Raw genomic sequence first — 23,614 nt, 5'->3', positions numbered from 1 at the left:
CGGCGCGGCGCTGGCCGCCTACGCTTCGCGCGCCGGGGCGCAGCCCGAGGGGCCCGCCGACACCAACCGCCCCTACGACCAGGGCCAACCGCCGCAGGGCCCCCACGGACCGTCGCAGGGCGGGGCCTATGGTCCGCCCCCGGGCGCGGACAACCACCCCGACGACCGCCGCTACGATCCGAACTACGGCGGGCCGCAGGGGCAGGCGGAGACCTACGACCAGAACGAGATCGTCCACAACGTCTCCAACTTCTTCGGCGTGGCCAGCGAGACGGTGGCCAACGCGGTGGAGCACGTGTTCCGCGACAATGGCCGGCCCACCGGCTACATCGCCGGCGAAGAGGCCTCGGCCGCCTTCATCGTCGGCCTGCGCTATGGCAAGGGCCTGCTGTACATGAAGCATCGCCAGCCCGAGCGGGTGCACTGGCAGGGGCCGTCGGCCGGCTTCGACTTCGGCGGCAACGCCTCGCGGGTGTTCACCCTCTGCTACAATCTCCAGTACCCGGATGCGATCTTCCAGCGCTTCCCGGGCGTGGAGGGCACCATCTACGTGGTGGCCGGCATCGGGGTGAACTACCAGCGGGCCAACGACATCGTCCTGGCCCCCATGCGCACCGGGGTCGGCCTGCGCGGCGGGGCCAATGTCGGCTACCTGTCCTATTCGCGGCGCAGCCACATCATCCCGTTCTAGGGAAGGTGGGGCGCGTCTAGCGCCCCTGGACCTTTTCCAGCAGCGCCTCGACGTCGGGCGGGGTCATCGGGCCGGAATGCTTGGCCAGCACCTTGCCGTCGGCCGAGACCACGAAGGCTTCCGGCACGCCGGTGACGCCGAAATCCACGCCGGTGCGGCCGTCCCGGTCCACCAGCACTGAGGCGAACGGATCCCCGTGCGCCGCCAGGAAGTCGCGGCTGGCGGCGGGGTCGTCCTTGTAGGCGATCCCGATCACGCGCACGCCCTCCTGCTTCATGGCCATCAGCGCCGGCGCGTCCTGCAGACAGGGGATGCACCAGGAGGCGAAGAAGTCGATCACCACCGGCTGGCCCGCGCGCGCCGTGGCCAGGGCTGTGGGCTGGGTCGTATCCAGCGCGGGCAGGGTGGGGGCCGGCGCCGGCTGGCCGACCAGGGCGTCGGGGGTGAAGTGCGGATCGTGGTGCAGGCCGAAGGTGGCGAACAGCACCCCCAGCGTCCCCAGCACCGCGAGCGGCGTCAGCGCGATCCAGCGCTTCATTGCGCCGTCGGATCGGTCGAGGCGACGGGGGCGGCCTGGGGTCCGGCCTCGGCCTCACGCCGCCAGCGGCGGGCGCGCAGCAGGCTGTCGGCCAGCATCCACAGCAGCGCCAGGGCCGACAGGGCGTAGGCGGGCCAGACGAAGGCGGCGTAGCGGCCGACCTCCAGGTTGGGGAGCGGGATATGGCTCATGCGGTCAGGCCATCGCCCGCGCCATCGCGCGCGCGCCGGCCCGCTTGCGCCAGACCTCGCCGCGGATGCGCACCAGCCAGAGCGAGCCGAACAGGGCGAGATAGGCCAGGAACATGATCCCCAGCGGCCACAGGTAGACGGCCGACAGCTTCGGACCGCCCTTCACGAAGATCGACTCGCCCTGGTGCAGGGAATTCCACCACGTCACCGAGAAGTGGATCACCGGTAGGTTGGCCAGCCCCACCAGGGCCAGGATCGCGGCCGCCCGCGCCGCCTTGGTCTCGTCGTCCAGCGCCGCATGCAGGGCCATGTAGCCGAGATAGATCAGCAGCAGCACCAGCTCCGAGGTCAACCGCGCATCCCACACCCACCACGTCCCCCACATCGGCCGGCCCCACAGCGAGCCGGTGATCAGGGCCAGCGCGGTGAAGGCGGCGCCCAGCGGGGCGGCGGACTTGGCGGCGGCGTCGGCCAGGGCGTGGCGGAACACCAGCCCCAGGAAGCTGGCGATCGCGAGCAGGGCGTAGACGATCATGCTCATGAAGGCGGCGGGCAGGTGGACGAACATGATCCGCACGGTCGCGCCCTGCTGATAGTCGTCCGGGACGGCCATGCCCAGCCACAGCCCGACCGCCAGCAGGACGGCGGCCAGCGCCCCCAGCACGGGGGCGAGCCAGCGCGACACCGCCATGAAGCGGGCCGGATTGGCCAGGAACTTGGTTCCGGGGATCATGCTCCGGCCAATAGGCGCAGCGCTGGCGTCCGGCAAGCGGGGTGGGACGTCATGCGGCTCCGCGCGGCGCTCGGTTCAGCTTCGCGATCAGCATCGGGAAGCTCAGCCCCTGCACCACCACCGAGAACACCACCACCGCATAGGTCAGCGACAGGATCAGTTCGCGCTGCGGGGCGGCGGGGGCCTGGAGCGCCAGCGCCAGGGAAAGCGCGCCGCGCAGGCCGCCCCAGGTCAGGATCAGGCCGGCGCCGCGCTCGGCCCGGCGGAAGTGGAAGAAGGCGCCCCAGGGCAGCACGACCGCCAGGCGGGCCAGCAGCAGCAGCGGGATCGCCGCCGCCCACAGGCCGGCATGGCGCAGGTCGAAGGGCAGCACGATCATCTCCAGCCCCAGCAGCAGGAACAGCAGGGCGTTGAGGATCTCGTCCACCAGGGTCCAGAACCCGACCACATAGCGCCGGGTGACATCGCTCATGAAGTTGGCGACGCCGCGATCGCCCACGATCAGTCCCGCCGCCACCGCCGCGATCGGGCCGCTGACGTGCAGGGCGTGGGCTCCGGCGTAGCTCCCTATGGCCAGGGCCAGGGTCAGCGAGACCTCCGCGGCGTAGTCGTCGATGGTGCGGGTGGCCTGCAGCACCACCCAGCCGGCCGCCAGGCCGAATCCCAGCCCGCCGAGGGCCTCCACCGCCACCGTGCGCAGGATGATGAGGGGGTGGGGCGCCGCGCCGCCCATGGCGAACTCCACCATGGCCAGGAAGACGACGATGGCCACGCCGTCGTTGAACAGCGCCTCGCCTTGGAGCACCGCCTGCATGGAGGCGGACAGGCCGCCGCGATGCAGGGCGGCCAGGACCGCGACGGGGTCGGTGGGGCTGATCAGGGCGCCGAACACCAGGGCCCACGGCAGGCTGAGCCCCAGCCCCAACAGCCTCGCCACGCCATAGACGCCGAACCCGACGATCAGGGTGGAGGCGGCGACGCCGAGCGTGGCCAGGCTGAGCACCGCCAGCCGCTGGCGGCGCAGCTGGGCGAGGTCGACCTGCATCGCGCCGGCGAACAGCAGGAAGGCCAGCATGTAGCCGACCACGGTCTGGGAGAAGTCCACCCGCCCGACCAACTTGCCGAGGTAGCCGAACAGGTGGGCTGCAAAGGGCGCGTGTTCGCCGGCCTGGGCCAGCAACGCGCCCGTCAGCCCGACGAGCAGCATGGCCACACCCGTGGGCAGGTGCAGCACCCTGGCGTTCAACCAGCCGATCAAGGCCACCAGGACCAGGAAGATGGCGGCGAGATCGAAGGAAGACATGCCATCGCCTCGAACGCTAACGACGCCGGGGGCGCCTCGAAGCCGGACCTTAGACGATAAAACGCCCGGCGCGCGAGGCGCGCCGGGCGGAACAGGATATCGATATGGAGAAGATCAGGCGGCGTGGGCGGGGTGGGTCCGCTCGACGGGTTTCTGAGGCGCGCTGTCCTGGTCGGCTCCCGCGTAGAGCAGGTAGGCGCCGGCCACCAGTACGCCACCGCCTATGAAGTTGCCGAGCGTGACGATGGCCAGGTTGTAGGCGGCCAGGGCGGGCGTGCCGAAGCCGACGCCAACGGGGGCCATCAGGCCGACCAGCACCGCGGTCATATTCGCCACCGAGTGCTCGAACCCGCAGGCCACGAAGGCCAGCAGGCACCATGCCAGCGCCAGGATCTTGGCGGACTCGCTCTGGAGCCGCGCCGGGGTCCAGATCGCCAGGCAGACCAGCCAGTTGCACAGTGTGGCCTTGGCGAGCAGCGGGACCCAGCCGACCACCTCCTTGTGCATCACGTAGTCGTGCAGGAAGTTCGGGGTGGAGAACACCACGCCTCCTCCCGAGGCGGTGTAGAGCCACGCGAAGAGGGCCCCTCCGATCAGGTTGCCGACCCACACGAACACCAGCAGCAGGATGGCGTCGATCAGGCTGATGGTGCGCCGGGCCACGCCGAAGACCACATACATCACATAGCCCGTGTACATGTCGGCGCCGGCGAACAGCACCAGCAGCAGGCCGATGCCGAACACCGAGCCGGTGACCAGCGGCCGAACGCCGGCGGGCAGGCCGGCCGAGCAGGTAAGCGCCAGGATAAGGGCGATGCCGATATAGGCGCCCGCCAGCATGCAGCCGGCGAGCAGGCTGAGCGGGGCCCGCTTCATGGCCTCCGCCTTGCGCTTTGCGAATTGCGCAAAATTATCGCAGGTCTGTGTGTAGTTCATAAGCCCCCTCGCGTTTCCAGCGGTCTCCCTATCCAGAGACTCTGACGCACTCTAATTATGTTCGCTCGAATAAGTGTAATAGTTTTGCGGAATGGACGGCCGCATCCGGCCGATTTCGCGCACGTCGCGCCCGGCGTATCGCGGCCCGGAGGGACGGTTCATGCCCGCAGTCGGCGCGGCGTGATCACCGGTTGCGGGACTATCCACAGCCTCGCAATTTCCAGGGGAAAACCCGTCGCCTGCGACGTCGATCCGACCCGATCTGTCGCGCGCAAGCGTAAGATGGGGGGACATGAACGTCGCCACCTTCACCCTACCGCCCACCCCGACCGACGAGCCGATCGCCACGGCTCCCCATAATCTGGAGGCCGAACAGGCCCTGCTGGGGTCGATCCTGTTCGACAACGCCGCCTACGAGCGGCTGACCGACCGGCTGCAGGCGCGCCACTTCTACGAGCCCTTCCATTCCCGCCTGTTCGAGGCGATGGAGGATTATATCCGTAAGGGCCAGCTCGCCGAGCCGATCGTGCTGATGGAGCGGTTCCGCCGCGATCCCGCGTTCGACGACCTCGGCGGCCTGCGCTACCTGGCCGATCTGGTGGACCGGGCGCCGCCGGCCGCCAATGCGCCGGACTATGCGCGGGTGATCTACGACCTGGCGCTGCGCCGCGAAGTCCTGCGCATCAGCGGCGAGATGGCCGTCAACGCGGTCAACGACGCGGAGACCGAGGCGCGCGAGCAGATCGAGCGGGCCGAGCAACAGCTCTACAGCCTGGCCGAGAGCGGGTCGTCGTCCACCGGCTTCCAGACCTTCGCCAACGCCTTGCAGGGCGCGGTGGAGATGACGGCCGAGGCCTTCAGCCGCGACGGCGGCCTGGCGGGGGTATCCACCGGACTGATCGACCTCGACCAGAAGCTCGGCGGCCTGCACCCTTCCGACCTGCTGATCCTCGCCGGCCGTCCCTCGATGGGCAAGACCGCGCTGGCCACCAACATCGCCTTCCACGTGGCCCGCAACTACGCCTGGGAGCCTCAGCCCGACGGCTCGCGCAAGACCAAGAACGGCGGGGTGGTGGCCTTCTTCTCGCTGGAAATGTCGGCCGAGCAGCTGGCCATGCGCATGCTGGCTGACGTGTCGGGGGTGTCGTCCGACCGCCTGCGCAAGGGCGAGATCGACCAGGGCGAGTTCGCCCGCGTGCGCGACGCCGCCCTGGAGATCCAGGAGAGCCCCTTCTACATCGACGCCACCGGCGGCCTGTCGATCTCCAAGCTCACCGCCCGCGCCCGACGGCTGAAGCGGTCGGTCGGGCTGGACCTGATCGTGGTCGACTATCTCCAGCTGCTTACCACCGGCGGCGACGGCGGCGTGGGCGCGGTCCAGAACCGGGTGCAGGAGGTCAGTCAGATCACCATGGGGCTGAAGTCGCTGGCCAAGGAGCTGGGCCTGCCGGTGATCGCCCTGTCCCAGCTGTCCCGCCAGGTGGAGAGCCGCGACGACAAGCGGCCCCAGCTCTCCGACCTGCGTGAATCGGGCTCGATCGAGCAGGACGCGGACGCGGTGATGTTCGTCTACCGCGAGGCCTACTACAAGGGCCGGGCCGAGCCGCGCGAGGGCTCGCCCGAACACCTCGCCTGGCAGGAGGAGATGGACCAGATCCGCCACGTCGCCGAGGTCATCATCGGCAAACAGCGCCACGGTCCCATCGGCACGGTGAAGCTCAGCTTCAATGACGACACGGTGCGCTTCGGCAACCTGGCGCGCGAAGGGCGCTACGAGCCGCGGTAGGGACGTGCTGCGTCCTTCGAGACGCCCCTTCGGGGCTCCTCAGGATGACGAAACATATTGAATTTCAAAAATATTCGTCATCCTGGGGAGCGCGTAGCGCGTCTCGAAGCACGCAGCACACCCTAGGCCGCACGCACGCAATTATCCCAGCGACGCGCGCTCCAACACCCTGAACACGAAGGGGTGCTCGTCGCCGTCCCCTGCGTCGTGCGTTTCCCGCGACACCTCCGCCCACGACCCCTCGTCGAAGCTCGGAAACACCGCGTCGCCCTCCGCCTCGGTCTGCACCTCGGTCAGGTAGAGCCGCTTGGCCTTGGGCAGGGCCAGGGCATACAGGCTGGTCCCGCCGATCACGCAGACCTCGCCCACCCCGTCGTCCTCGGCCTGTTCGCGCGCCATCGACACCGCATCCTCCAGCCGTTCGCAGACCACAGCCCCCCAGGGCTCGAAGGTCCCGTCGCGCGAGAGCACGAAGTTGGCGCGGCCGGGCAACGGCCGTTTGGGTAGGCTGTCCCAGGTCTTGCGGCCCATGATCACCGGCTTGCCGAGAGTGACGGCCTTGAAGTGCGCCATGTCCGACTTCAACCGCCAGGGCAGGACGCCGTCCCTGCCGATCACCCCGTTGCGCGCGCGCGCGGCGACGAGGCAGAGGATGGGTTGGCTCATATGGATCGGCTCAAACGGCCACCTTCGCCTTGATATGCGGATGGGCTTCGTAGCCCGCCAGCGTGATGTCCTCGTAGTCGAAGGCGAACAGGTCGTCCTTGGGCGCCAGCGTCAGGGTGGGGAACGGATAGGGCGTGCGGGTCAGCTGCAGTTCGGCCTGCTCGACATGGTTCAGATACAGATGCGCGTCGCCCAGCGTGTGGACGAAGTCGCCGACCTCCAGCCCCACCGCCTGCGCGACCATGTGGGTCAGCAGCGCATAGCTGGCGATGTTGAACGGCACGCCCAGGAACACGTCGGCCGAGCGCTGGTAGAGCTGGCAGGACAGCTTTCCCTCCGCCACGAAGAACTGGAACAGGCAATGGCAGGGCGGCAGCGCCATGTCGTCCACATCCGCCGGGTTCCAGGCGGAGACCACGTGGCGGCGGCTGTTGGGATTGGTCTTCAGCCCGTGAATCAGCTTGGCGATCTGGTCGATGGAGCGGCCGTCCGGCGCGGCCCACGAGCGCCATTGCTTGCCATAGACCGGGCCGAGTTCGCCCTCGGCGTCGGCCCACTCGTTCCAGATGCTGACGCCGCGATCCTGCAGCCAGCGCACATTGGTGTCGCCGCGCAGGAACCACAGCAGCTCCACCGCCACCGACTTGAAGTGCAGCTTCTTGGTGGTCAGCAGGGGAAAGCCCCGCGCCAGGTCGAAGCGCATCTGCCGGCCGAACACGCCCAGCGTGCCGGTGCCCGTGCGGTCGTCGCGGCGCACGCCGTTGGCCAGGATGTCGGCCAGCAGGTCGAGGTACGGCTGCTCGGGAGAGGCGGCCTCCTGGGCGGGAACGTGGCGCGCGAAAGCGTTCATCGGGACAAGGGTCCTACGATTCGGATCAGGACGAGGCGTGATTTTGGGCGGCGTCTACGGGTGAAGCGATGATTTCCGCACAGGAACACGCGGTCGTGATCCCTATATCTGTTGGGAAATTTGTCCGGTGCAATAGGGCGCAGCGATGTGAACTTGCCGCGGGGGCCACTTACTCTTACACCGCGCCCCTTCGTCATCAGCTTCCAGCGGACCCCGCGTGAGCCTCGCTTTCCAATTTCCCGGCCAGGGCAGCCAGGCCGTGGGCATGGGCGCCTCCCTGTCCGACACCTTCACCTGCGCCCGCGAGGTGTTCGAAGCGGTCGACGACGCGCTCGGCCAACACCTGTCGCGCCTGATGCGCGAGGGGCCGGAAGACCAGCTGACCCTGACCGAGAACGCCCAACCCGCGCTGATGGCGGTCAGCATTGCGGTGGCGCGCACACTTGAGGAAGAATTCAATATCGGTGTGGACGGCGTGGCCTTCGTGGCCGGTCACTCGCTGGGCGAATACTCGGCCTTGGCGGCGGCGCGAGCGATCGGCCTGGGCGACGCCGCGCGTCTGCTGAAGCTGCGCGGCCAGGCCATGCAGCGCGCTGTGCCGGTCGGCCTGGGCGCCATGGCCTCGCTGATCGGGCCCAAGGTCGACGTGGCCCTGGCCGAGGCCGCCGCCGCGGAAGGCGCCAAGGTCGGCGTCTGCGTGGTCGCCAACGACAACAACCTCGGCAACGTGGTCATCTCCGGCGATAAGGCCGGGGTGGAGGCCGCGATCGCCGCCGCCAAGGCCATGGGCGCGCGGGCGATCCCGCTGAACGTGTCCGCGCCGTTCCACTGCCCGCTGATGCAGCCGGCCGCCGACGCCATGGCCGAGGCCCTGGCCGGCGTCCAGATCATGATCCCGGCGACGCCCCTTGTGGCCAACGTCACCGCCCGCCCGACCAGCGATCCCGCCGAAATCCGCCGCCTGCTGGTCGAGCAGGTCACCGGTCGGGTGCGCTGGCGTGAAAGCATCGAGTGGATGTCCACCGAAGGCGACGTCACCCGCTTCGTCGAGCTCGGCGCCGGCAAGGTGCTGACCGGCATGGTCAAGCGCATCGGCCCCGACGCCGAGGCGGTGGCGCTCAGCACCCCCCAAGACCTGGAAGCTTTCTCCGAAAGCCTCTGACCCCCACGAGCCATTGAACCCCCAAGGGTTCGGCCATCAGCGACGCGCCGACGAAGCGGCGGGAGGATTCCATGTTCGATCTCAGCGGCAAGACCGCGCTGGTCACCGGCGCCAGCGGCGGCATCGGCGGCGCCATCGCCAAGGCCCTGCATGCCCAGGGCGCGACCGTCGTGCTGTCCGGCACCCGCGAAGCCGCCCTACAGGACTTGGCCTTGACCCTCGGCGCGCGGACCTTCGCGGTCGCCGCCAGCCTGTCCGATCCCGCGGCCGTGGACGGCCTGGTGGGCCAGGCGGAGGCCGTCGCGGGCGCTCCGCTCGACATCCTGGTCTCCAACGCCGGGCTGACCCGTGACAACCTCCTGGTCCGGATGAAGGACGAGGAGTGGTCGGTGGTGCAGCAGGTGAACCTGGAGGCCTATTTCCGCCTCACCCGCGCAGCGATGAAGGGCATGATGCGGCGTCGTTACGGCCGGATCGTCGGGATCACCTCCGTCGTGGGCGTCACAGGCAACCCGGGCCAGGCCAACTACGCCGCGTCCAAGGCCGGCATGATCGGTTTCTCAAAGGCGTTGGCCCAGGAGGTCGGCGGGCGCGGGATCACGGTGAATTGCATCGCCCCCGGTTTCATCGCCAGCCCGATGACCGACGCGCTGAACGAAACCCAGCGCAAGACCATCCTGGACCGCATCCCGGCGGCGCGGTTGGGCGAAGGCGAGGAGATCGCGGCGGCCTGCGTCTATCTGGCCAGTGCGGAAGCGGCCTACGTTACGGGGCAGACACTTCACATCAACGGCGGAATGGCCATGATCTAAAGGACTTCCGCACAACCGGCGAACCGCTAGTCTCCCAAAAAGGAGTGTGCTACGGCTCGCCGGACAGCCGGACTCGGAGATACCGGGGACCGGCTTTCGACTTTACAAAGCTTGGAATCATCTGCACTGCGGACCATTCCGGGCCCACGCCTTAGCCTTATTAGAGAGAGGGGCTTGATCGCATGTCCTCCGACGTCCTCGAACGCGTCCGCAAGATTGTCATTGAACACCTGGACGCCGATCCGGAGAAGGTGACCGAGAAGGCCAGCTTCATCGACGACCTGGGCGCCGATAGCCTGGATAACGTTGAACTCGTCATGGCTTTCGAAGAAGAATTCGACATCGAAATCCCGGACGACGCCGCCGAACACATCCAGACCGTCGGCGACGCAGTGAAGTTCATCCAGGAGCGCCTGGGTCAGTAATCCGCGCCGTATTGCGCCCGCGCCCTTCGCCGCCCTGCTTCTGAAGCTTCCTGGCGGCCTTGGGCGTCGGGTTGCGGGCGCGGGCTCTTAATTCAGGCGGAAGAATATGCGTCGCGTCGTCATCACCGGCATCGGTCTCGTCACCCCCCTCGGTTGGGGGCGCGAGATCACTTGGCGCGCCATTCTGGCCGGCAAGTCGGGGGCGAACCGCATCACTGCGTTCGATCCCACCGACTACGCCTGCCAGATCGCCTGCGAGGTCCCGCGGGTGGACGGGCGTGGCGGCGGCGGTCCCGATGTCGAGGGCTCGTTCGACCCCGACCAGGTGCTGTCGGCCAAGGATCGCCGGCGCATCGACGACTTCATCCTCTACGCCATCGCCGCCGGCGACGAGGCGGTGAAGGATTCCGGCTGGGCGCCCCAGACCGACGAAGACCGCGAGCGTAGCGGCGTGATCTTCGGCTCCGGCATCGGCGGCCTGAACACCATCGCCGAGACCACTTTGGAACTCGAGGCCAAGGGCCCACGCCGGGTCAGCCCCTTCTTCATCCCCTCGGCCCTGATCAACCTGGCGTCCGGCCACATCTCCATCCGCCACGGCTTCAAGGGCCCGAACCACGCCGTAGTCACGGCCTGCGCCACCGGGGCGCATGCGATCGGCGACGCCATGCGGATGATCAAGTACGGCGACGCCGACGTGATGGTGGCGGGCGGGGCCGAGGCTGCAGTCTGCAAGCTGGGCATCGCCGGCTTCATCGCCTGCCGCGCGCTTTCCACCGATTTCAACGACACGCCCGAGAAGGGCTCGCGCCCCTACGACAAGGACCGCGACGGCTTCGTCATGGGCGAGGGCGCCGGCGCCCTGGTGCTGGAAGAGTACGAGCACGCCAAGGCGCGGGGCGCCAACATCTACGCCGAGGTGCTGGGCTACGGCCTGTCCGGCGACGCCTATCACATCACCGCCCCGGCTTCGGACGGCGACGGCGGCTTCCGCGCCATGAAGGCGTCGTTGAAGGACGCCGGCGTCGAGGCCAAGGACATCGACTACATCAACGCCCACGGCACCTCCACGCCGCTCGGCGACGAGATCGAGCTGGGCGCGGTGGAGCGGCTGCTGGGCGACGCGGCCTCTGGCATCAGCATGTCCTCGACCAAGTCGGCTATCGGACACCTGCTGGGCGCGGCCGGCGCGGTCGAGGCGGCGTTCACCGCCCTGGCCATCCGCGACCAAATCGCGCCCCCGACCATCAACCTCGACAATCCGTCGGTGGAGTCCAAGCTGGACCTGGTCCCGCATAAGGCCAAGCCGATGAAGATCGACGTGGCCCTATCCAACAGCTTCGGCTTCGGCGGCACCAACGCCTCGCTCGTCCTCGCCAAGGTCCAGTGAGCCGCTTTACCGGCTCCGTCAGAGGCGGGGGCGGCCTGATCGCCGGTACGGCCGGCGCGCTCGTCGTCCTCATCGTGGCGGTGCTGGCGTTCGGCGCCCTCAGCCTGTGGATCTACAAGGGCGCCGGTCCCAAGGCGCGTAACGGCGAGGTCACCACGGTCATCCTGCGCAAGGGCGCCGGCGTGTCCGAGATCGCGGCGGATCTCCAGCAGGCCGGGGTGGTCAATTCCGCGCCCCTGTTCCTCGCCGCCGTCCAGGTCACGCGCGCCGCCAAGGGATTGCGGGCGGGCGAATACGCCTTCCCTTCGCGCGACTCGCTGGCCCAGGTCATCCGCCGCATCCGCCGGGGCGATGTGGTGCACCATCGCGTCACCATCCCCGAGGGCCTGACCTCCAGCCAGGCGGTGGACGTGCTGATGCGCACCGACGTGCTGGTCGGGACCGTCGCCCCGCCGCCGGAGGGCGCGATCCTGCCGGAGACCTACGAGGTGGTCCGTGGCGAACAGCGCTCGGCGGTGCTCCAGCGCATGACCGACGCCCGTGATCGCCTGGTGGCCGCGCTCTGGGGCAAGCGTCGCAGCGGCCTGCCGTTCGCCGACGTCAACCAGGCGGTGACCATGGCCTCCATCGTCGAGAAGGAAACCGCGCTCGACGCCGAGCGGCCCAAGGTGGCGGCCGTCTACATCAATCGGCTGCGCCAAGGCATGCGGCTGGAGGCCGACCCCACGGTGATCTACGCCGTCAGCGCCGGCGCCCCGCTCGGTCACGGCCTGCGGGTGTCGGAGCTGCACACGGCCAGCCCCTACAACACCTATCTCAACATCGGCCTGCCGCCGGGACCGATCGCCAATCCGGGCCGCGCCTCTCTGGCGGCGGTGATGGACCCGCCCGACATCAAGGCGCTGTTCTTCGTGGCCGACGGATCGGGCGGCCACGCGTTCGCCGACACCGAGGCCGAGCACGAGAAGAACGTGGCGCGCTGGCGGGCGATCGAGAAACGCCAGGCTCAGACCGTCACGCTCGCCGGCGCCCCGGCCGCTCCTCCGCTCGAACACAGGTGACTGCTTGATCCACGCCGGCGCCAAACCCCGTCGCGGCCTGATGCTGGTGGTGTCCAGCCCCTCGGGCGCGGGCAAGACCTCGCTGTCGCGCCGGCTGGTGGCCGATCATGCCGACCTCGACCTGTCGATCTCCTGCACCACCCGTGGGCCTCGGCCTGGGGAGCAGGAAGGGCGGGAGTATGTCTTCGTCGACCGCCCGCGCTTCGACGCCATGATTGCGGAGGACGCCTTCCTGGAATGGGCCGAGGTCCACGACAACTGCTACGGCACGCCCCGCGCCCCGGTGATGGCGGCGCTGGAGCGTGGCCACGACGTGCTGTTCGACATCGACTGGCAGGGCGCGGCCAGCGTCGCCGCCCAGTCGCCGGACGACGTCGTGCGCGTCTTCATCCTGCCGCCGTCGATGTACCACCTGCGCCGTCGCCTGGAGGCGCGCGCCCAGGACAGCGCCGCGGTGATCGAGCGCCGGCTGTCGCGCGCGGCCGAAGAGATCGCCAAATGGGGCCAGTACGACTACGTCATCGTCAACGACGACTTCGACCACGCCTATGCCGAGCTGGCGCACATCTACCACGCCGAACGGAGCCGTCGCGTGCGCAACGCCTGGCTGGGTCCGTTCGTGGAGGATCTGCTGGGGCAGGGGACGGAAGAGCCGGCTTAGCGCTGATTGGCAGCTCGGACGGAGTGCGTGCTTCGAGACGCGCTACGCGCTCCTCAGCATGACGAAACTTGGCGGACTGCAAAAGCCTACGTCATCCTGAGGAGCCCCAACAGGGGCGTCTCGAAGGACGCAGACCGCGTCAGCCGCCGAACACCACCCGCCCGTCGACCACCGTCAACAGCACCTGGCCCTGCACCCGCCGCCCGTCGAACGGCGAGTTCTTGGACTTGGAGCGCAGCTTGTCGGCGTCGATGACGCGCGGGGCGTCGATGTCGCACAGCGTCAGGTCGGCCGGCGCGCCGGGCCTGAGCCGGCCGCACGCCAGACCGAGCAGTTCTGCCGGCGCCAGGGTCACCGCGCGGATCAGGGTCATGAGCGCCAGCCCGTCCTCGTGGTGCAGGCCGAGCAGTGCGGCCAGCAAGGTTTCCAACCCAACGGCGCCGGGCGCGGCTTCCGCGAAGGGCAGGCGCTTATCCTCGGCGGGCGCGGGCGTGTGGGCGGAGGTGACGATCTTGACCTCGCCGTCCGCCAGGGCCGCGATCAGAGCCTGGCGGTCGGCCTCCGCGCGTAGCGGCGGATCGAGCCGGCAGAAGGTGCGGTAGTCGCCGATGTCCATCTCGTTAAAGCAGAGGTGGTTGATCGAGGTCGTAGCGGTCGCCCTCACACCGCGTCCCAGCGCACGCCGCAGGCTGTCGAGCGCGCCGGCGGTGGTGATCTGGTCGACGATCAGGTCCGCAGCCGTCAGCTCGGCCAGGGCCAGGTCGCGCTCCAGCATGATCCGTTCGGCCACCGCCGGGACCGAGGGCAGGCCCAGCCGGCCGGCCAGCTCGCCCTCGGTGGCGACGGCGCCGGAGGACAGGTGCGGTTCGATTGGGCGGTGGGATACGGGACGGCCAAAGGCGCGGGCGTAGCTCAGCACCCGGCGGAACACCTTGGAGTCGACTATGGGACGGTCGGCGTCGGTGAAATAGACCGCGCCGGCCTCGGCCATCAGCCCCAGCTCGGCCATGCGCTTGCCTTCCAGCCCGCGCGTGGCGGCGCCGGCGGCCAGGACGTGGACCAGCTCGATGTCGCGCGCGCGGCGCAGGATGAAGTCCACCACCGCCGGTTCGTCCACCACCGGGTCGGTGTCGGGTTGCACCACCACCGTCGTCACCCCGCCCGCCGCGGCGGCGAGGCTGGCGGACTTCAGCGTCTCCTTGGGCTCGGAGCCCGGCTCGCCGGTCTTGACCCGCAGGTCGACCAGGCCCGGGATCAGCAGGGCGCCCCCGCAGTCATGGATTAGCAGGTCGGCCGAGGGGTTTTCGATCTTCGCCCTGTGCTCGACCCCGGCGATTACGCCTTCGGTCACCACCAGGGCGCCGGGGCCGTCGTAACCGCTCTCCGGGTCCAGCAGGCGGGCGTTGACGTAGGCGGTGGGGCGGGTGGCGCTCATCGGTCGTTGCTCAGGCGCGCGGCGAGCGAGGCCAGCACCGCCATGCGCGCGGCCACCCCCATCTCCACCTGATCCTGGATCAGGCTGATCGAGACGTCGTCGGCGATTTCGGAATCGATCTCCACGCCCCGGTTCATCGGGCCGGGGTGCATGACCCGTACATTGGGCGCGGCCGAGGCCAACTTCTCGCGATCCAAGCCGAAATAGCGGAAGTATTCGCGGGTCGAGGGCACCATGGCCCCGTCCATCCGCTCGAGCTGCAGGCGCAGCATCATCACCACGTCGGCCCCGGCGATGCCTCGGCGCATGTCGTGGAACACCTCGACGCCCCACTGGTCGGCCGAGGCGGGCATCAGGGTCGGTGGCCCGACCAGCCGCACCCGCGCGCCCAGCAGCTGCAACAGGCCGACGTTGGAGCGCGCCACCCGGCTATGCAGCACGTCGCCGCAGATCGCCACCGTCAGCCCGCCGACCTGGCCGAAGGCGCGGCGGATGGCCAGGGCGTCGAGCAGGGCCTGGGTGGGATGCTCGTGCCAGCCGTCGCCGGCGTTGACCACGCTGCAGCTGACCTTCTGCGACAGCAGCGCCGCCGCGCCGGAGGCCGAGTGGCGCACCACCAGCAGGTCCGGCTTCATCGCGTTGAGCGTCACCGCCGTATCGATCAGGGTTTCGCCCTTGGTGATCGAGGAGGTCTTGGGCGACATGTTGACCGTGTCGGCGCCCAGTCGCTTGGCCGCCAGTTCGAACGAGGACTGGGTGCGGGTCGAACTTTCGAAGAACAGATTCACCAGGGTGCGCCCGCGCAGCAGGCTCAGCTTCTTCTCCAGCCGCCGGTTCAGGGCGACGAAGGTGTCGCCAAGGTCCAGCAGGGCGTCGACGGTGGGCCGATCCAGGCGATCCACGCCCAGGAAATGGGGGTGGGGAAAGGCGAACACCTTGGCCTTGATCGCGGCCTCGACGTCGCCGGCGTCGTCCCGGGCGTTGTCCATGCGGCGCGAGGCTATAGAGGGGTTCGCGTCCCCGCTCAAGCACGTCCATCGCCCTGCCGGCCGCCGTTGCCTCGGACGGTGCGCTCGCCTATCGACTGGGCCTCGCAACCGACGAGGCCTTTCATGCCGACATCAACCGCCCGCGCCGCAGTCCTCGCCGCCCTGCTGGCGGCATCCCCGCTGGCCGTGTCCAGCGCCTGGGCGTGGGGAGCCACGGGCCATCGGCTGATCGGCGAAGCGGCGACGGCGGCGTTTCCGAGCGAGCTTCCGGCCTTCCTGCGCACTCCTGCCGCGGTGCAGGAGATCGGCGAACTGGCCCGCGAGCCGGATCGCTCCAAAGGTTCGGGCGCGCCTCACGACGCCGACCTCGACCCCGGCCATTTCGTGGACCTGGACGACGAGGGCAAGATCAACGGCGGCCCGCTGCTGGCCAGCCTGCCCGCCACGCGCGAGGGTTACGAGGCGGCGTTGCAGGCGGTGGGCACGGACGGGTTCAAGTCGGGCTACCTGCCCTACACGATCCAGGAGGGCTACGAGCAACTCGTCACCGACTTCGCCTATTGGCGCATCGAGACGGCGGCGTTGAAGACCACGTCCGATCCCCAGGACCGCGCCTGGATTCTGCGGGACCTGACGCTGCGCGAAGTGCTGTTGCTGCGCGACCTCGGCTACTGGGCGCACTTCGTGGGCGACGGCAGCCAGCCCATGCACGTCAGCATCCATTTCAACGGCTGGGGCAGGTCCTCCAACCCGCACGGCTACACCACCGATAAGATCCATGCGCCCTTCGAAGGGGCCTTCGTGCATGACCACGTGACGCTGGCGGCGGTGGAGGCGGGGATGAAGCCGTTCAGCGCCTGCACGCCGATCGCGACCTGCACGGCGCAGTACCTGGCCACGACCGGCGCGACGGTGGAGCCGCTCTACCAGCTCTGGGGCACGGGCGTGTTCCAGAATGCAGACCCGAAGGCCGTCGCCTTCACCACCGAACGGGTGGCGGCCGGGGCCAGCGAGCTGCGCGACCTAGTGGTCGACGCCTGGCGGGCGAGCGAGGACAGCTCGGTGGGTTATCCGAAGTTCTCCGTGCGCGACGCCGAGGCCGGCAAGCCGGTGCCGATCGGCGCGCTGGTCGGGGAGGACTGAGGTGTTGGTTTCGCAGGGGCCGCTGCAGTTCGGCGTCCAGGTTCCCGGCCAGCGCTATCCTGACCGTCCGGCGGCGTTCGGGGTGGCCGAGCGCGACGGCAAGGTTGCGGCGGTGAAGGTGACGCGCAAGGGCGAGCGGTCGTATTTCGATCTGCCCGGAGGCGGGATCGATCCTGGCGAGACCTCCGAGGCGGCTGTGGTGCGCGAGTTCGGCGAGGAGACGGCGCTGGTCGTCCAGGTCGGGCGGCTGCTGGGTCGCGCCAACCAGTACATGGTCAAGAGCGACGGCCAGCCCGCCAACAACATCTCCACCCTGTTCGAGGCCGAGATCACCGGCGAGGACGCCGGCCTGAAGATCGAGGCCGACCACGAACTGGTCTGGCTCGACCCGCTGGAGGCGATCACCCGCCTGCGCCACGAGAGTCACGCCTGGGCGGTGGTGGCTTGGCTGCGGGCGCGGGGGTAGACTCCAAGCCGGTGAACCGGAGCTTGACGGTCACGCGTTGACACTCCCCCCTCGTGCACGCCAAGATTGCACGGCGGGGGAAGGCTGAATGTACAGGGCATCTATACGCCAGATTGTGGCGATCGGACTGTTGTCCGCGTTGATCGGCGGAGCAGCTTTTGCAACCGGGGTAGGAAAACCCGCCCCAAACTTTACGCTGAACACCTACGATAACAAGCAGATCACATCCGTCGACCTTCATGGAAAGGTCGTAGTTCTAAATTATTGGGCGACCTGGTGTGGGCCTTGTCGAGCCGAGCTTCTCAGCTTCTGGAAATACGCCAAGACGCATAATAATCCCGATCTGGTGATCGTCGAGGTCTCGACAGAGAACTATGTTCCCAATGGCGTCTACAAATCGCTGGCCGCCGCCGTGCCGTTTCCCTTTGCTCGAAAGCTGTCCTCGTGGGGCTTTGGGACGATAGAGGGAGCGGTGCCGACCAACTACATCATCGATCGATCCGGCATCGTCCGCTACGCCAAGGCCGGCGCCTTCAACGAGGACAGTTTCGATGCGGTGGTTTCGCCGCTGCTGGCCGAGACAGCGCCAGCGCCGTCAGCCGCGCCCGCCAGATCGCTCCCTTAGCGGTCACGCCCATACGCCACATCCGTTTCCCGGAAACGAAAAACCCCGCCGGATCGCTCCGGCGGGGTTCTGTCATTCAGGCTTCAGCTCGGCCTAGTCGCGGCGGGGGCCACGATCACGACGGCGGGGCCCGCGATCGCCGCGGTCTCCACGATCGCTGCGTTCGCCGCGCTCTTCCTCTTCCGGTTCACCGCGAGCGGCGCGCTCGGCGGCGAGCTTCTCGGTCAGGTCTTCGCCGGTTTCCTGGTCAACGACCTTCATCGACAGCTTGGTCTTGCCGCGATCGTCGAAGCCGACCAGCTTGACCTTCACGATCTGACCTTCGGTCAGCACGTCGGAGGTCTTGCCGACCTTTTCCTGGCTGATCTGGCTGATGTGGACCAGACCGTCCTTGGCGCCGAAGAAGTTCACGAAGGCGCCGAAGTCGACGACCTTGACCACCTTGCCGTCGTAGATCTTGCCGATCTCGGGCTCTTCGGTGATCGACTGGATCCAGGCGCGCGCGGCCTCGATCTTCGAGCCCTCGCTGGCCGAGATCTTGATCGTGCCGTCGTCCTGGATGTCGATCTTGGCGCCGGTCTTCTCCACGATCTCGCGGATCACCTTGCCGCCGGTCCCGATCACTTCGCGGATCTTGTCGGTGGGGATCTTGATGGTCTCGATCTTGGGCGCGTGCTCGCCGAGGCTGTCACGCGACCCGGACAGGGCCTTGTTCATCTCTTCCAGGATGTGCAGGCGACCGGCCTGCGCCTGGGTGAGCGCCTGCTTCATGATCTCCTCGGTGATGCCGGGGATCTTGATGTCCATCTGCAGCGAGGTGATGCCGTCGGCGGTGCCGGCGACCTTGAAGTCCATGTCGCCGAGATGGTCCTCGTCGCCCAGGATGTCGGTCAGGATCGCGAACTCCCCCGACGGTTCCAGGATCAGGCCCATGGCCACGCCCGACACCGGCTTCTTCAGCGGCACGCCCGCATCCATCAGCGCCAGCGAACCGCCGCAGACCGTGGCCATCGAGGACGAGCCGTTGGACTCGGTGATCTCGCTGACCAGACGCAGGGTGTAGGGGAACTCTTCCGCCGAAGGCAGCATCGGGCGCAGGGCGCGCCAGGCCAGCTTGCCGTGGCCGATCTCGCGGCGGCCGGGCGAACCCATGCGGCCGGTCTCGCCCACGCTGTAGGGAGGGAAGTTGTAGTGGAGGAGGAACTTCTCCTTGTAGGTGCCTTCCAGCGCGTCGATGAACTGCTCGTCGTCGCCGGTGCCGAGCGTGGCCACGACCAGGGCCTGGGTCTCGCCGCGGGTGAACAGGGCCGAGCCGTGGGCGCGGGGCAGGACGCCCACTTCGGACTCGATCTGGCGCACGGTGGTCACATTACGACCGTCGACACGGTGGCCGTTCTCGATGATGTCGCGACGCAGGACGTGGGCTTCGGCTTCCTTGAAGGCGGAGCCGAGCTTGATCGGATCGAAGCCTTCGGGATTGGCTTCCGACTTGGCCAGGGCTTCGAACACCTTGGCCTTGGCGGCGGAGACGCCCGCCTGACGGCCGGCCTTTTCCTTGATCGAGAAGGCGGCGCGGATGTCGGCGCCGGCCAGCTTGTTGATCGCCTCGATCATCGGCTGGTCGTCGGTCGGCTTGAAGTCGACCGGCTCCTTGGCCGCGTGTTCGGCCAGTTCGATGATGGCTTCGATCACCGGCTGGATGGCCTTGTGGGCGAAGGTGACGCCGCCCAGGACGACTTCTTCCGTCAGTTCCTGGATTTCCGATTCGACCATCATCACCGCGTCGGCGGTGCCGGCGACGATCAGGTCCATCTTGTTGGCGGAGGTCAGCAGGTCGAGCGTGGGGTTGAGCACGTACTCGCCGTCGATATAGCCGACGCGGCAGCCGGCGATCGGGCCCATGAAGGGCGCGCCCGACAGCGTCAGGGCGGCGGAGGCGGCGACCATGGCGACGATGTCGGGGTCGTTCTCAAGGTCATGGCTGAGCACGGTGACGACGACCTGGACTTCGTTCTTGAAGCCCTTGACGAACAGGGGGCGGATCGGACGGTCGATCAGGCGGGAGACCAGGGTCTCCTTTTCCGACGGACGGCCTTCGCGCTTGAAGAAGCCGCCGGGGATCTTGCCCGCGGCGAAGGTCTTCTCCTGGTAGTTCACGGTCAGGGGGAAGAAGTCGATCCCGGCCTTGGGGGTCTTGGCGGCCACGACGGTGGCCAGGACGGTGGTCTCTCCGTAGGTGGCGAGCACGGCGCCGTCGGCTTGACGGGCGATGCGGCCGGTTTCGAGCGTCAGCTTGCGGCCGCCCCACTCGATGCTCTTACGTTTGATATCGAACATGTTCTTCTTTCGGTTCCGCAAGGCCCATTCCTCGCGGGGCGGACAGGACGGGCGCGACGCAATGGCGGGTCCGGGTTGTTCCTCTCCAATCGACCCCGCGCGCTCCCATGAGGGCGGGGCTAGGGTTCGAGGATCGCTGTGACCCTCGCGTAGCACGGGCGTAGAGCCCGAATAGCCGCTCTTCACCGCAAGTCTGTGACGGTGGAAGGGCGGGATCTCAAATAGCCGTCATCCCGGAAAGCGCGAAAGCGCCTGTCCGGGACCCAAAGGCGGCGATCGCCATCCTGGGGCCCGGCTCTCAGCTTCGCTGCGGCCGGGATGACAGCTCTTATGGGTATTTTAGCGGCGCAGGCCCAGGGTTTCGATCAGGGCCTTGTAGCGGCCGTTGTCGGTGATCGTCAGGTGGTCCAGCAGACGACGGCGCTGAGACACGAGCTTCAGCAGGCCGCGACGGCTGTGGTTGTCCTTCTTGTGGGTCTTGAAGTGCTCGGTCAGGTTCGAGATCCGTTCGGACAGGATCGCGACCTGCACTTCGGCGCTGCCGGTATCGCCTTCGGTACGGGCGTGGGTATGGATCAGTTCGGCCTTGCGGTCGGGCGTGATCGACATCGGTTCATGACTCCAGGTCAAGGTGGAAGATACGGGTCGGATTGAGCCGGCCCGCGCGCATTTCACAGAGGGCGTGCGCCCGTCCCTCGAAGGTGGCGAGAACGGTTCGACCCGCGTCGTGTCCCGCGACGGTGCGCGAGACGAGACGTGGGCGAAGCTCCTCCACCTGACGGGGAACGAGGACGACACTACGTCCCTGCTTGAGCCGGAAGGCGTCTTCGGTGGTCAAGGCCAGGGCCGGGATGTCGTCCAGCGCGGTCTCGACCGGAAGCAATGCCTCCAGGCGGTCGTTCATATGCTCCATTTCGAAGAGTTTTTCCAGAGGGGTCGCGTTTTCCTCGTTGAACCCTCCCACCCGGGTGCGGCGCAGCGCGGAAACATGCCCGTACGCCCCCAGCGCGATCGCCAGGTCGCGCACGATGGCGCGCACATAGGAGCCCTTGCCGCAGTCCATCTCCAAGGTGACGTGGTCGGCGTCGGGCGCCTCGGTCACGGCCAGGCGATGGACGGTGATCGGACGCGCCTCCAGCTCGAACTCGACCCCCTCGCGGGCGAGGTCGTAGGCGCGCTGGCCGTCGACCTTGATGGCGGAGAAGTTCGGCGGGACCTGCATGATCTCGCCGACGAAGGCGGGCAGGGCGGCTTCCACCTGGTCGACGGTGGGGCGCACGTCGGAGCGGGCGATGATCTCGCCCTCACGGTCGAAGCTGGCGGTGGCCGCGCCCCACTGGATGGTGAAGCGGTAGCTCTTGCCGGCTTCCATCAGGAAGGGGACGGTCTTGGTCGCCTCGCCCAGCGCTATGGGCAGGATCCCCGAGGCCAGCGGGTCCAGCGTGCCGGCGTGGCCGGCTTTCTGGGCGTTGAACAGCCTGCGGATGCGCGCGACCGCATCGGTGGAGCCCAGGTCGATCGGCTTGTCCAGGCAGATCCAGCCGCTGACGGCGTCGCCCTTCTTGCGGCGGCCCATCAGCTCGGGTCCCCGTCCTTGGCGGGTGTGGTGGGGAAGACGCGCACCGAGCCGGCGGGGGCCTCTTCATCCTCTTCCTCGGCCGGGGTTTCCCCCAACAGGACCTGATCGTGCCGGCGTGCATCGGCGATCAGGCGCTCCATGCGCTCGGCCTCGGCGAAACTCTCGTCGTGGACGAAGCGCAGGTCGGGGGTGAACTTCAGGTCGATATGGCGGCCGAGCTTGCCGCGGAGGAACTTGGCCGCGCGGTTCAGCCCCTCGATCACCGCGCGCACGTGCACCCCGCCGAGCGACTCGACGAAGCAGATGGCGTGGCGCAGGTCCGGGCTCATGCGGACCTCGGTGATGGTCACCGAGACGCCTTCCAGCGCGCCGTCGTTGATCTGTTCCTGGCGCAGCACCTCGGCCAGGGCGTGGCGCACCAGTTCGCCCGCGCGCAACTGACGCTGGGTCGGGCCGGCGTCGCGCCGGCTCTTGGAGCCTTGTTTCATGGATATCTCTCCGGCTCACCGCGCGGTTCGGACGCGCCTGGGAGCAAGTGGGCCGCGAACCTGCGGCCGGGAAGCGGGCGGACTTAGAGCAAGATCGCCGAAAGGGAAAGGTGTTTCGCCTCAGCCATGCCGGTGCAGCAGCTTGCCGAGGTCGCCTTCATAGCCGATCAGCCGCCAGGTCCCGGCCTCGTCCTTGAACACCAGGCTGCACTCCCCGTCCTTCTTGGTCACCACGCACACCGTCCCGTCGCCGGTGGCGCGCAGGAAGGCGCTGATCTGCAGGCGGTTGGGAATGGGCTTGTCGGGCGCGTAGCCCAGTCGGATCGCCACGGCGCGGAAGGTGTCGGGCTGTACGAAGGCGTCGACCCCCACGTCCACCAGCGGTCCGGCGATCAGGGCGCCCAACGCCTGCCAGCTGCTGTCGCCGTGCGAGCCAGCCTGTCCGGCGATCAGGCGCGACTTGATCTGGGCCTTCAGCGCGCTGCGGTCCACATGGTCGTCGAAGGTGTGCTGGTCGCCGTCGCGGATCGCCACCAGGAAGGCGTGGATGTCGCCGGCCGCCTCGAAACGCGGGACGGTGGCGCAGGCGGCGAGCGCGAGCGCGACCAGGACGGCGGAGACGAGGCGGGGCAGGCGCATGGGGGCAGTCTCTATTCCGCTTGAGGCGTTTGTGCGTCCATGCCCGGCTCCGCGGTCACGGTCGTCGGCGGGACGGCGGTCAGGCGGCCCTTGGCGAGGTCGATCTCGGGTACGGTGGCGCGGGTGAACGGCAGGAACTGGCTGGTGCGCCCGCCGCCCGGATCGAGCTCCAGGATGTCGCCGGCGCCGTAGTCGTGCACCGCCTTCACGCGTCCGAGCGACACGCCTTCGGGGGTGATCGCCTCCAGTCCGATCAGGTCGGTCTGGTAGAACTCGTCCTCGTCTTCGATCGCCGGCAACAGCTCGCGCGGCACGTAGAGGCGCAGGCCCCGCAACGCGTCGGCGGCCTCCTTGACGTCCACCTCGGCTGCGCGGCCGACGAGGCCATCCTTGGTGGCGCGGGCGGTCTGCAGGGTGAGCGCTGGGCTGCCATCCTCACGCAACAGGGTGCGGTAGCGCAGCAGCGACAGGGGGTCTTCGGTGTAGGTGGCGATACGGATCTCGCCGCGCACGCCGAAACCGCCCGACACCCGACCTACGAGGATCAGCTTGCCGGTCATAGGTACACGCTTCCTTCCCCCTCGATGGGGGAAGGGTAGGGATGGGGGTGAACCCGCTCCGGTTGGGCGAAGGGAGCGCGAGGCGTCGCCGTCTCATGCGCGCGTCCGTAGAGCCGCGGCGCGCGCACCCCCACCCCTGCCCCTCCCC

At 68.4% G+C, this 23,614-nt stretch carries 25 protein-coding genes and 1 pseudogene; 11 read left to right on the top strand and 15 right to left on the bottom strand.

Features of this window, described 5'->3' with window-relative positions:
* Positions 1 to 691, top strand: a 691-nt coding sequence (locus tag GSQ87_RS01600) for a DUF1134 domain-containing protein (protein ID WP_371416627.1), incomplete at its 5' end; no start/stop codon positions are given.
* A gap of 16 nt (positions 692 to 707) precedes the next feature.
* On the opposite strand, the gene GSQ87_RS01595 is transcribed toward GSQ87_RS01600, so the two are convergent.
* From GSQ87_RS01595 to GSQ87_RS01575, 5 genes are all read right to left on the bottom strand, one after another.
* On the bottom strand, positions 708 to 1,229 hold the full coding sequence (locus tag GSQ87_RS01595) for a redoxin family protein (RefSeq protein ID WP_158912826.1): 522 nt from the start codon (positions 1,227 to 1,229) through the stop codon (positions 708 to 710).
* The gene (ccmD, locus tag GSQ87_RS01590; RefSeq protein WP_158912825.1) at positions 1,226 to 1,420 is read right to left on the bottom strand and encodes a heme exporter protein CcmD; all 195 of its coding nucleotides are present in this window, start codon (positions 1,418 to 1,420) and stop codon (positions 1,226 to 1,228) included. Before ccmD ends, GSQ87_RS01595 begins: the two co-directional genes overlap by 4 nt.
* Positions 1,421 to 1,424: 4 nt before the next feature.
* Positions 1,425 to 2,153: a heme ABC transporter permease CcmC gene (ccmC, locus tag GSQ87_RS01585; protein ID WP_158912824.1), complete on the bottom strand. Its 729-nt coding sequence runs from the start codon at positions 2,151 to 2,153 to the stop codon at positions 1,425 to 1,427.
* Between the two features lie 49 nt (positions 2,154 to 2,202).
* Positions 2,203 to 3,456 carry a cation:proton antiporter gene (locus GSQ87_RS01580; RefSeq protein WP_158912823.1) on the bottom strand — a complete coding sequence of 418 codons (1,254 nt, stop codon included), beginning with the start codon at positions 3,454 to 3,456 and terminating at the stop codon, positions 2,203 to 2,205.
* 114 nt (positions 3,457 to 3,570) lie between these two features.
* A complete protein-coding gene (locus GSQ87_RS01575) occupies positions 3,571 to 4,392 on the bottom strand; it encodes a formate/nitrite transporter family protein (protein ID WP_158912822.1) in 822 nt (273 codons plus the stop codon).
* A 292-nt stretch (positions 4,393 to 4,684) separates the two neighbouring features.
* Between GSQ87_RS01575 and GSQ87_RS01570 the strand changes: the two genes are divergently transcribed.
* Positions 4,685 to 6,178 carry a replicative DNA helicase gene (locus GSQ87_RS01570; RefSeq protein ID WP_158912821.1) on the top strand — a complete coding sequence of 498 codons (1,494 nt, stop codon included), beginning with the start codon at positions 4,685 to 4,687 and terminating at the stop codon, positions 6,176 to 6,178.
* Positions 6,179 to 6,319: 141 nt separating this feature from the next.
* On the opposite strand, the gene GSQ87_RS01565 is transcribed toward GSQ87_RS01570, so the two are convergent.
* Positions 6,320 to 6,844: a dihydrofolate reductase gene (locus GSQ87_RS01565; RefSeq protein WP_158912820.1), complete on the bottom strand. Its 525-nt coding sequence runs from the start codon at positions 6,842 to 6,844 to the stop codon at positions 6,320 to 6,322.
* 10 nt (positions 6,845 to 6,854) lie between these two features.
* A complete protein-coding gene (locus tag GSQ87_RS01560) occupies positions 6,855 to 7,694 on the bottom strand; it encodes a thymidylate synthase (RefSeq protein ID WP_158912819.1) in 840 nt (279 codons plus the stop codon).
* A 217-nt stretch (positions 7,695 to 7,911) separates the two neighbouring features.
* Between GSQ87_RS01560 and fabD the strand changes: the two genes are divergently transcribed.
* The 6 genes from fabD (at position 7,912) to gmk (ending at position 13,205) form a co-directional block, all read left to right on the top strand.
* A complete protein-coding gene (fabD, locus tag GSQ87_RS01555; protein WP_158912818.1) occupies positions 7,912 to 8,856 on the top strand; it encodes an ACP S-malonyltransferase in 945 nt (314 codons plus the stop codon).
* Positions 8,857 to 8,927: 71 nt separating this feature from the next.
* Positions 8,928 to 9,668, top strand: a complete 741-nt coding sequence (fabG, locus tag GSQ87_RS01550; RefSeq protein ID WP_158912817.1) for a 3-oxoacyl-[acyl-carrier-protein] reductase — start codon at positions 8,928 to 8,930, stop codon at positions 9,666 to 9,668.
* 182 nt (positions 9,669 to 9,850) lie between these two features.
* Complete coding sequence (locus GSQ87_RS01545; RefSeq protein WP_158912816.1) at positions 9,851 to 10,093, top strand: acyl carrier protein; 243 nt, start codon at positions 9,851 to 9,853, stop codon at positions 10,091 to 10,093.
* A 106-nt stretch (positions 10,094 to 10,199) separates the two neighbouring features.
* Positions 10,200 to 11,483, top strand: a complete 1,284-nt coding sequence (gene fabF / locus GSQ87_RS01540) for a beta-ketoacyl-ACP synthase II (protein ID WP_158912815.1) — start codon at positions 10,200 to 10,202, stop codon at positions 11,481 to 11,483.
* Positions 11,480 to 12,544, top strand: coding sequence for an endolytic transglycosylase MltG (gene mltG / locus GSQ87_RS01535; protein ID WP_254062693.1), 1,065 nt, complete (start codon positions 11,480 to 11,482; stop codon positions 12,542 to 12,544). The genes fabF and mltG overlap by 4 nt, the downstream gene beginning before the upstream one ends.
* 40 nt (positions 12,545 to 12,584) lie before the next feature.
* Complete coding sequence (gene gmk, locus GSQ87_RS01530; protein WP_158912988.1) at positions 12,585 to 13,205, top strand: guanylate kinase; 621 nt, start codon at positions 12,585 to 12,587, stop codon at positions 13,203 to 13,205.
* A 139-nt stretch (positions 13,206 to 13,344) separates the two neighbouring features.
* Here the strand turns inward: gmk and pyrC are convergent, their stop codons facing one another.
* Together pyrC and GSQ87_RS01520 are read right to left on the bottom strand one after the other, a co-directional pair.
* The gene (pyrC, locus tag GSQ87_RS01525) at positions 13,345 to 14,640 is read right to left on the bottom strand and encodes a dihydroorotase (RefSeq protein WP_158912814.1); all 1,296 of its coding nucleotides are present in this window, start codon (positions 14,638 to 14,640) and stop codon (positions 13,345 to 13,347) included.
* Positions 14,637 to 15,629 carry an aspartate carbamoyltransferase catalytic subunit gene (locus tag GSQ87_RS01520; RefSeq protein WP_158912987.1) on the bottom strand — a complete coding sequence of 331 codons (993 nt, stop codon included), beginning with the start codon at positions 15,627 to 15,629 and terminating at the stop codon, positions 14,637 to 14,639. The genes pyrC and GSQ87_RS01520 overlap by 4 nt, the downstream gene beginning before the upstream one ends.
* A gap of 123 nt (positions 15,630 to 15,752) precedes the next feature.
* On the opposite strand from GSQ87_RS01520, the gene GSQ87_RS01515 reads away from it, so the two are divergent.
* From GSQ87_RS01515 to GSQ87_RS01505, 3 genes are all read left to right on the top strand, one after another.
* Positions 15,753 to 16,772, top strand: coding sequence for a S1/P1 Nuclease (locus GSQ87_RS01515; protein ID WP_158912813.1), 1,020 nt, complete (start codon positions 15,753 to 15,755; stop codon positions 16,770 to 16,772).
* Position 16,773: 1 nt separating this feature from the next.
* Positions 16,774 to 17,238, top strand: a complete 465-nt coding sequence (locus GSQ87_RS01510) for an NUDIX domain-containing protein (protein WP_371416626.1) — start codon at positions 16,774 to 16,776, stop codon at positions 17,236 to 17,238.
* A 130-nt stretch (positions 17,239 to 17,368) separates the two neighbouring features.
* Positions 17,369 to 17,863, top strand: a complete 495-nt coding sequence (locus GSQ87_RS01505) for a TlpA disulfide reductase family protein (protein ID WP_216838913.1) — start codon at positions 17,369 to 17,371, stop codon at positions 17,861 to 17,863.
* Positions 17,864 to 17,956: 93 nt separating this feature from the next.
* Here the strand turns inward: GSQ87_RS01505 and pnp are convergent, their stop codons facing one another.
* The 6 genes and pseudogenes from pnp to rimM form a co-directional block, all read right to left on the bottom strand.
* Complete coding sequence (gene pnp, locus GSQ87_RS01500; protein WP_158912811.1) at positions 17,957 to 20,200, bottom strand: polyribonucleotide nucleotidyltransferase; 2,244 nt, start codon at positions 20,198 to 20,200, stop codon at positions 17,957 to 17,959.
* Between the two features lie 339 nt (positions 20,201 to 20,539).
* Positions 20,540 to 20,809 carry a 30S ribosomal protein S15 gene (rpsO, locus tag GSQ87_RS01495; RefSeq protein WP_158912810.1) on the bottom strand — a complete coding sequence of 90 codons (270 nt, stop codon included), beginning with the start codon at positions 20,807 to 20,809 and terminating at the stop codon, positions 20,540 to 20,542.
* 4 nt (positions 20,810 to 20,813) lie between these two features.
* Entirely contained in the window at positions 20,814 to 21,776 is a 963-nt protein-coding gene (gene truB / locus GSQ87_RS01490) for a tRNA pseudouridine(55) synthase TruB (RefSeq protein ID WP_158912809.1), read from the bottom strand.
* 65 nt (positions 21,777 to 21,841) lie between these two features.
* Positions 21,842 to 22,267, bottom strand: a pseudogene (gene rbfA, locus GSQ87_RS01485) (30S ribosome-binding factor RbfA); the annotation flags it as partial.
* A 120-nt stretch (positions 22,268 to 22,387) separates the two neighbouring features.
* On the bottom strand, positions 22,388 to 22,906 hold the full coding sequence (locus tag GSQ87_RS01480) for a DUF2939 domain-containing protein (RefSeq protein ID WP_158912807.1): 519 nt from the start codon (positions 22,904 to 22,906) through the stop codon (positions 22,388 to 22,390).
* An 11-nt stretch (positions 22,907 to 22,917) separates the two neighbouring features.
* Positions 22,918 to 23,466: a ribosome maturation factor RimM gene (gene rimM / locus GSQ87_RS01475; RefSeq protein ID WP_158912806.1), complete on the bottom strand. Its 549-nt coding sequence runs from the start codon at positions 23,464 to 23,466 to the stop codon at positions 22,918 to 22,920.
* Positions 23,467 to 23,614 lie beyond the last annotated feature (148 nt).

It is taken from the genome of Caulobacter sp. S45, assembly GCF_009765965.1.
Taxonomy (GTDB): Bacteria; Pseudomonadota; Alphaproteobacteria; order Caulobacterales; family Caulobacteraceae; genus CAHJWH01.
Note: the sequence above shows the minus strand (reverse complement) of the source record. Positions and strands in the feature narration are given on the sequence as shown.

Excerpts from the sequence above, each read along its gene's own strand:
- GSQ87_RS01480 (WP_158912807.1), bottom strand. The coding sequence starts at position 22,906 with ATGCGCCTGCCCCGCCTCGTCTCCGCCGTCCTGGTCGCGCTCGCGCTC.
- GSQ87_RS01595 (WP_158912826.1), bottom strand. The coding sequence starts at position 1,229 with ATGAAGCGCTGGATCGCGCTGACGCCGCTCGCGGTGCTGGGGACGCTG.
- rimM (WP_158912806.1), bottom strand. The coding sequence starts at position 23,466 with ATGACCGGCAAGCTGATCCTCGTAGGTCGGGTGTCGGGCGGTTTCGGC.
- GSQ87_RS01515 (WP_158912813.1), top strand. The coding sequence starts at position 15,753 with ATGCCGACATCAACCGCCCGCGCCGCAGTCCTCGCCGCCCTGCTGGCG.
- GSQ87_RS01565 (WP_158912820.1), bottom strand. The coding sequence starts at position 6,844 with ATGAGCCAACCCATCCTCTGCCTCGTCGCCGCGCGCGCGCGCAACGGG.
- gmk (WP_158912988.1), top strand. The coding sequence starts at position 12,585 with ATGCTGGTGGTGTCCAGCCCCTCGGGCGCGGGCAAGACCTCGCTGTCG.
- fabG (WP_158912817.1), top strand. The coding sequence starts at position 8,928 with ATGTTCGATCTCAGCGGCAAGACCGCGCTGGTCACCGGCGCCAGCGGC.
- GSQ87_RS01580 (WP_158912823.1), bottom strand. The coding sequence starts at position 3,456 with ATGTCTTCCTTCGATCTCGCCGCCATCTTCCTGGTCCTGGTGGCCTTG.
- pnp (WP_158912811.1), bottom strand. The coding sequence starts at position 20,200 with ATGTTCGATATCAAACGTAAGAGCATCGAGTGGGGCGGCCGCAAGCTG.
- pyrC (WP_158912814.1), bottom strand. The coding sequence starts at position 14,640 with ATGAGCGCCACCCGCCCCACCGCCTACGTCAACGCCCGCCTGCTGGAC.
- fabF (WP_158912815.1), top strand. The coding sequence starts at position 10,200 with ATGCGTCGCGTCGTCATCACCGGCATCGGTCTCGTCACCCCCCTCGGT.
- GSQ87_RS01560 (WP_158912819.1), bottom strand. The coding sequence starts at position 7,694 with ATGAACGCTTTCGCGCGCCACGTTCCCGCCCAGGAGGCCGCCTCTCCC.
- truB (WP_158912809.1), bottom strand. The coding sequence starts at position 21,776 with ATGGGCCGCCGCAAGAAGGGCGACGCCGTCAGCGGCTGGATCTGCCTG.
- GSQ87_RS01570 (WP_158912821.1), top strand. The coding sequence starts at position 4,685 with ATGAACGTCGCCACCTTCACCCTACCGCCCACCCCGACCGACGAGCCG.
- GSQ87_RS01575 (WP_158912822.1), bottom strand. The coding sequence starts at position 4,392 with ATGAACTACACACAGACCTGCGATAATTTTGCGCAATTCGCAAAGCGC.
- GSQ87_RS01520 (WP_158912987.1), bottom strand. The coding sequence starts at position 15,629 with ATGGACAACGCCCGGGACGACGCCGGCGACGTCGAGGCCGCGATCAAG.
- ccmC (WP_158912824.1), bottom strand. The coding sequence starts at position 2,153 with ATGATCCCCGGAACCAAGTTCCTGGCCAATCCGGCCCGCTTCATGGCG.
- GSQ87_RS01545 (WP_158912816.1), top strand. The coding sequence starts at position 9,851 with ATGTCCTCCGACGTCCTCGAACGCGTCCGCAAGATTGTCATTGAACAC.
- ccmD (WP_158912825.1), bottom strand. The coding sequence starts at position 1,420 with ATGAGCCATATCCCGCTCCCCAACCTGGAGGTCGGCCGCTACGCCGCC.
- rpsO (WP_158912810.1), bottom strand. The coding sequence starts at position 20,809 with ATGTCGATCACGCCCGACCGCAAGGCCGAACTGATCCATACCCACGCC.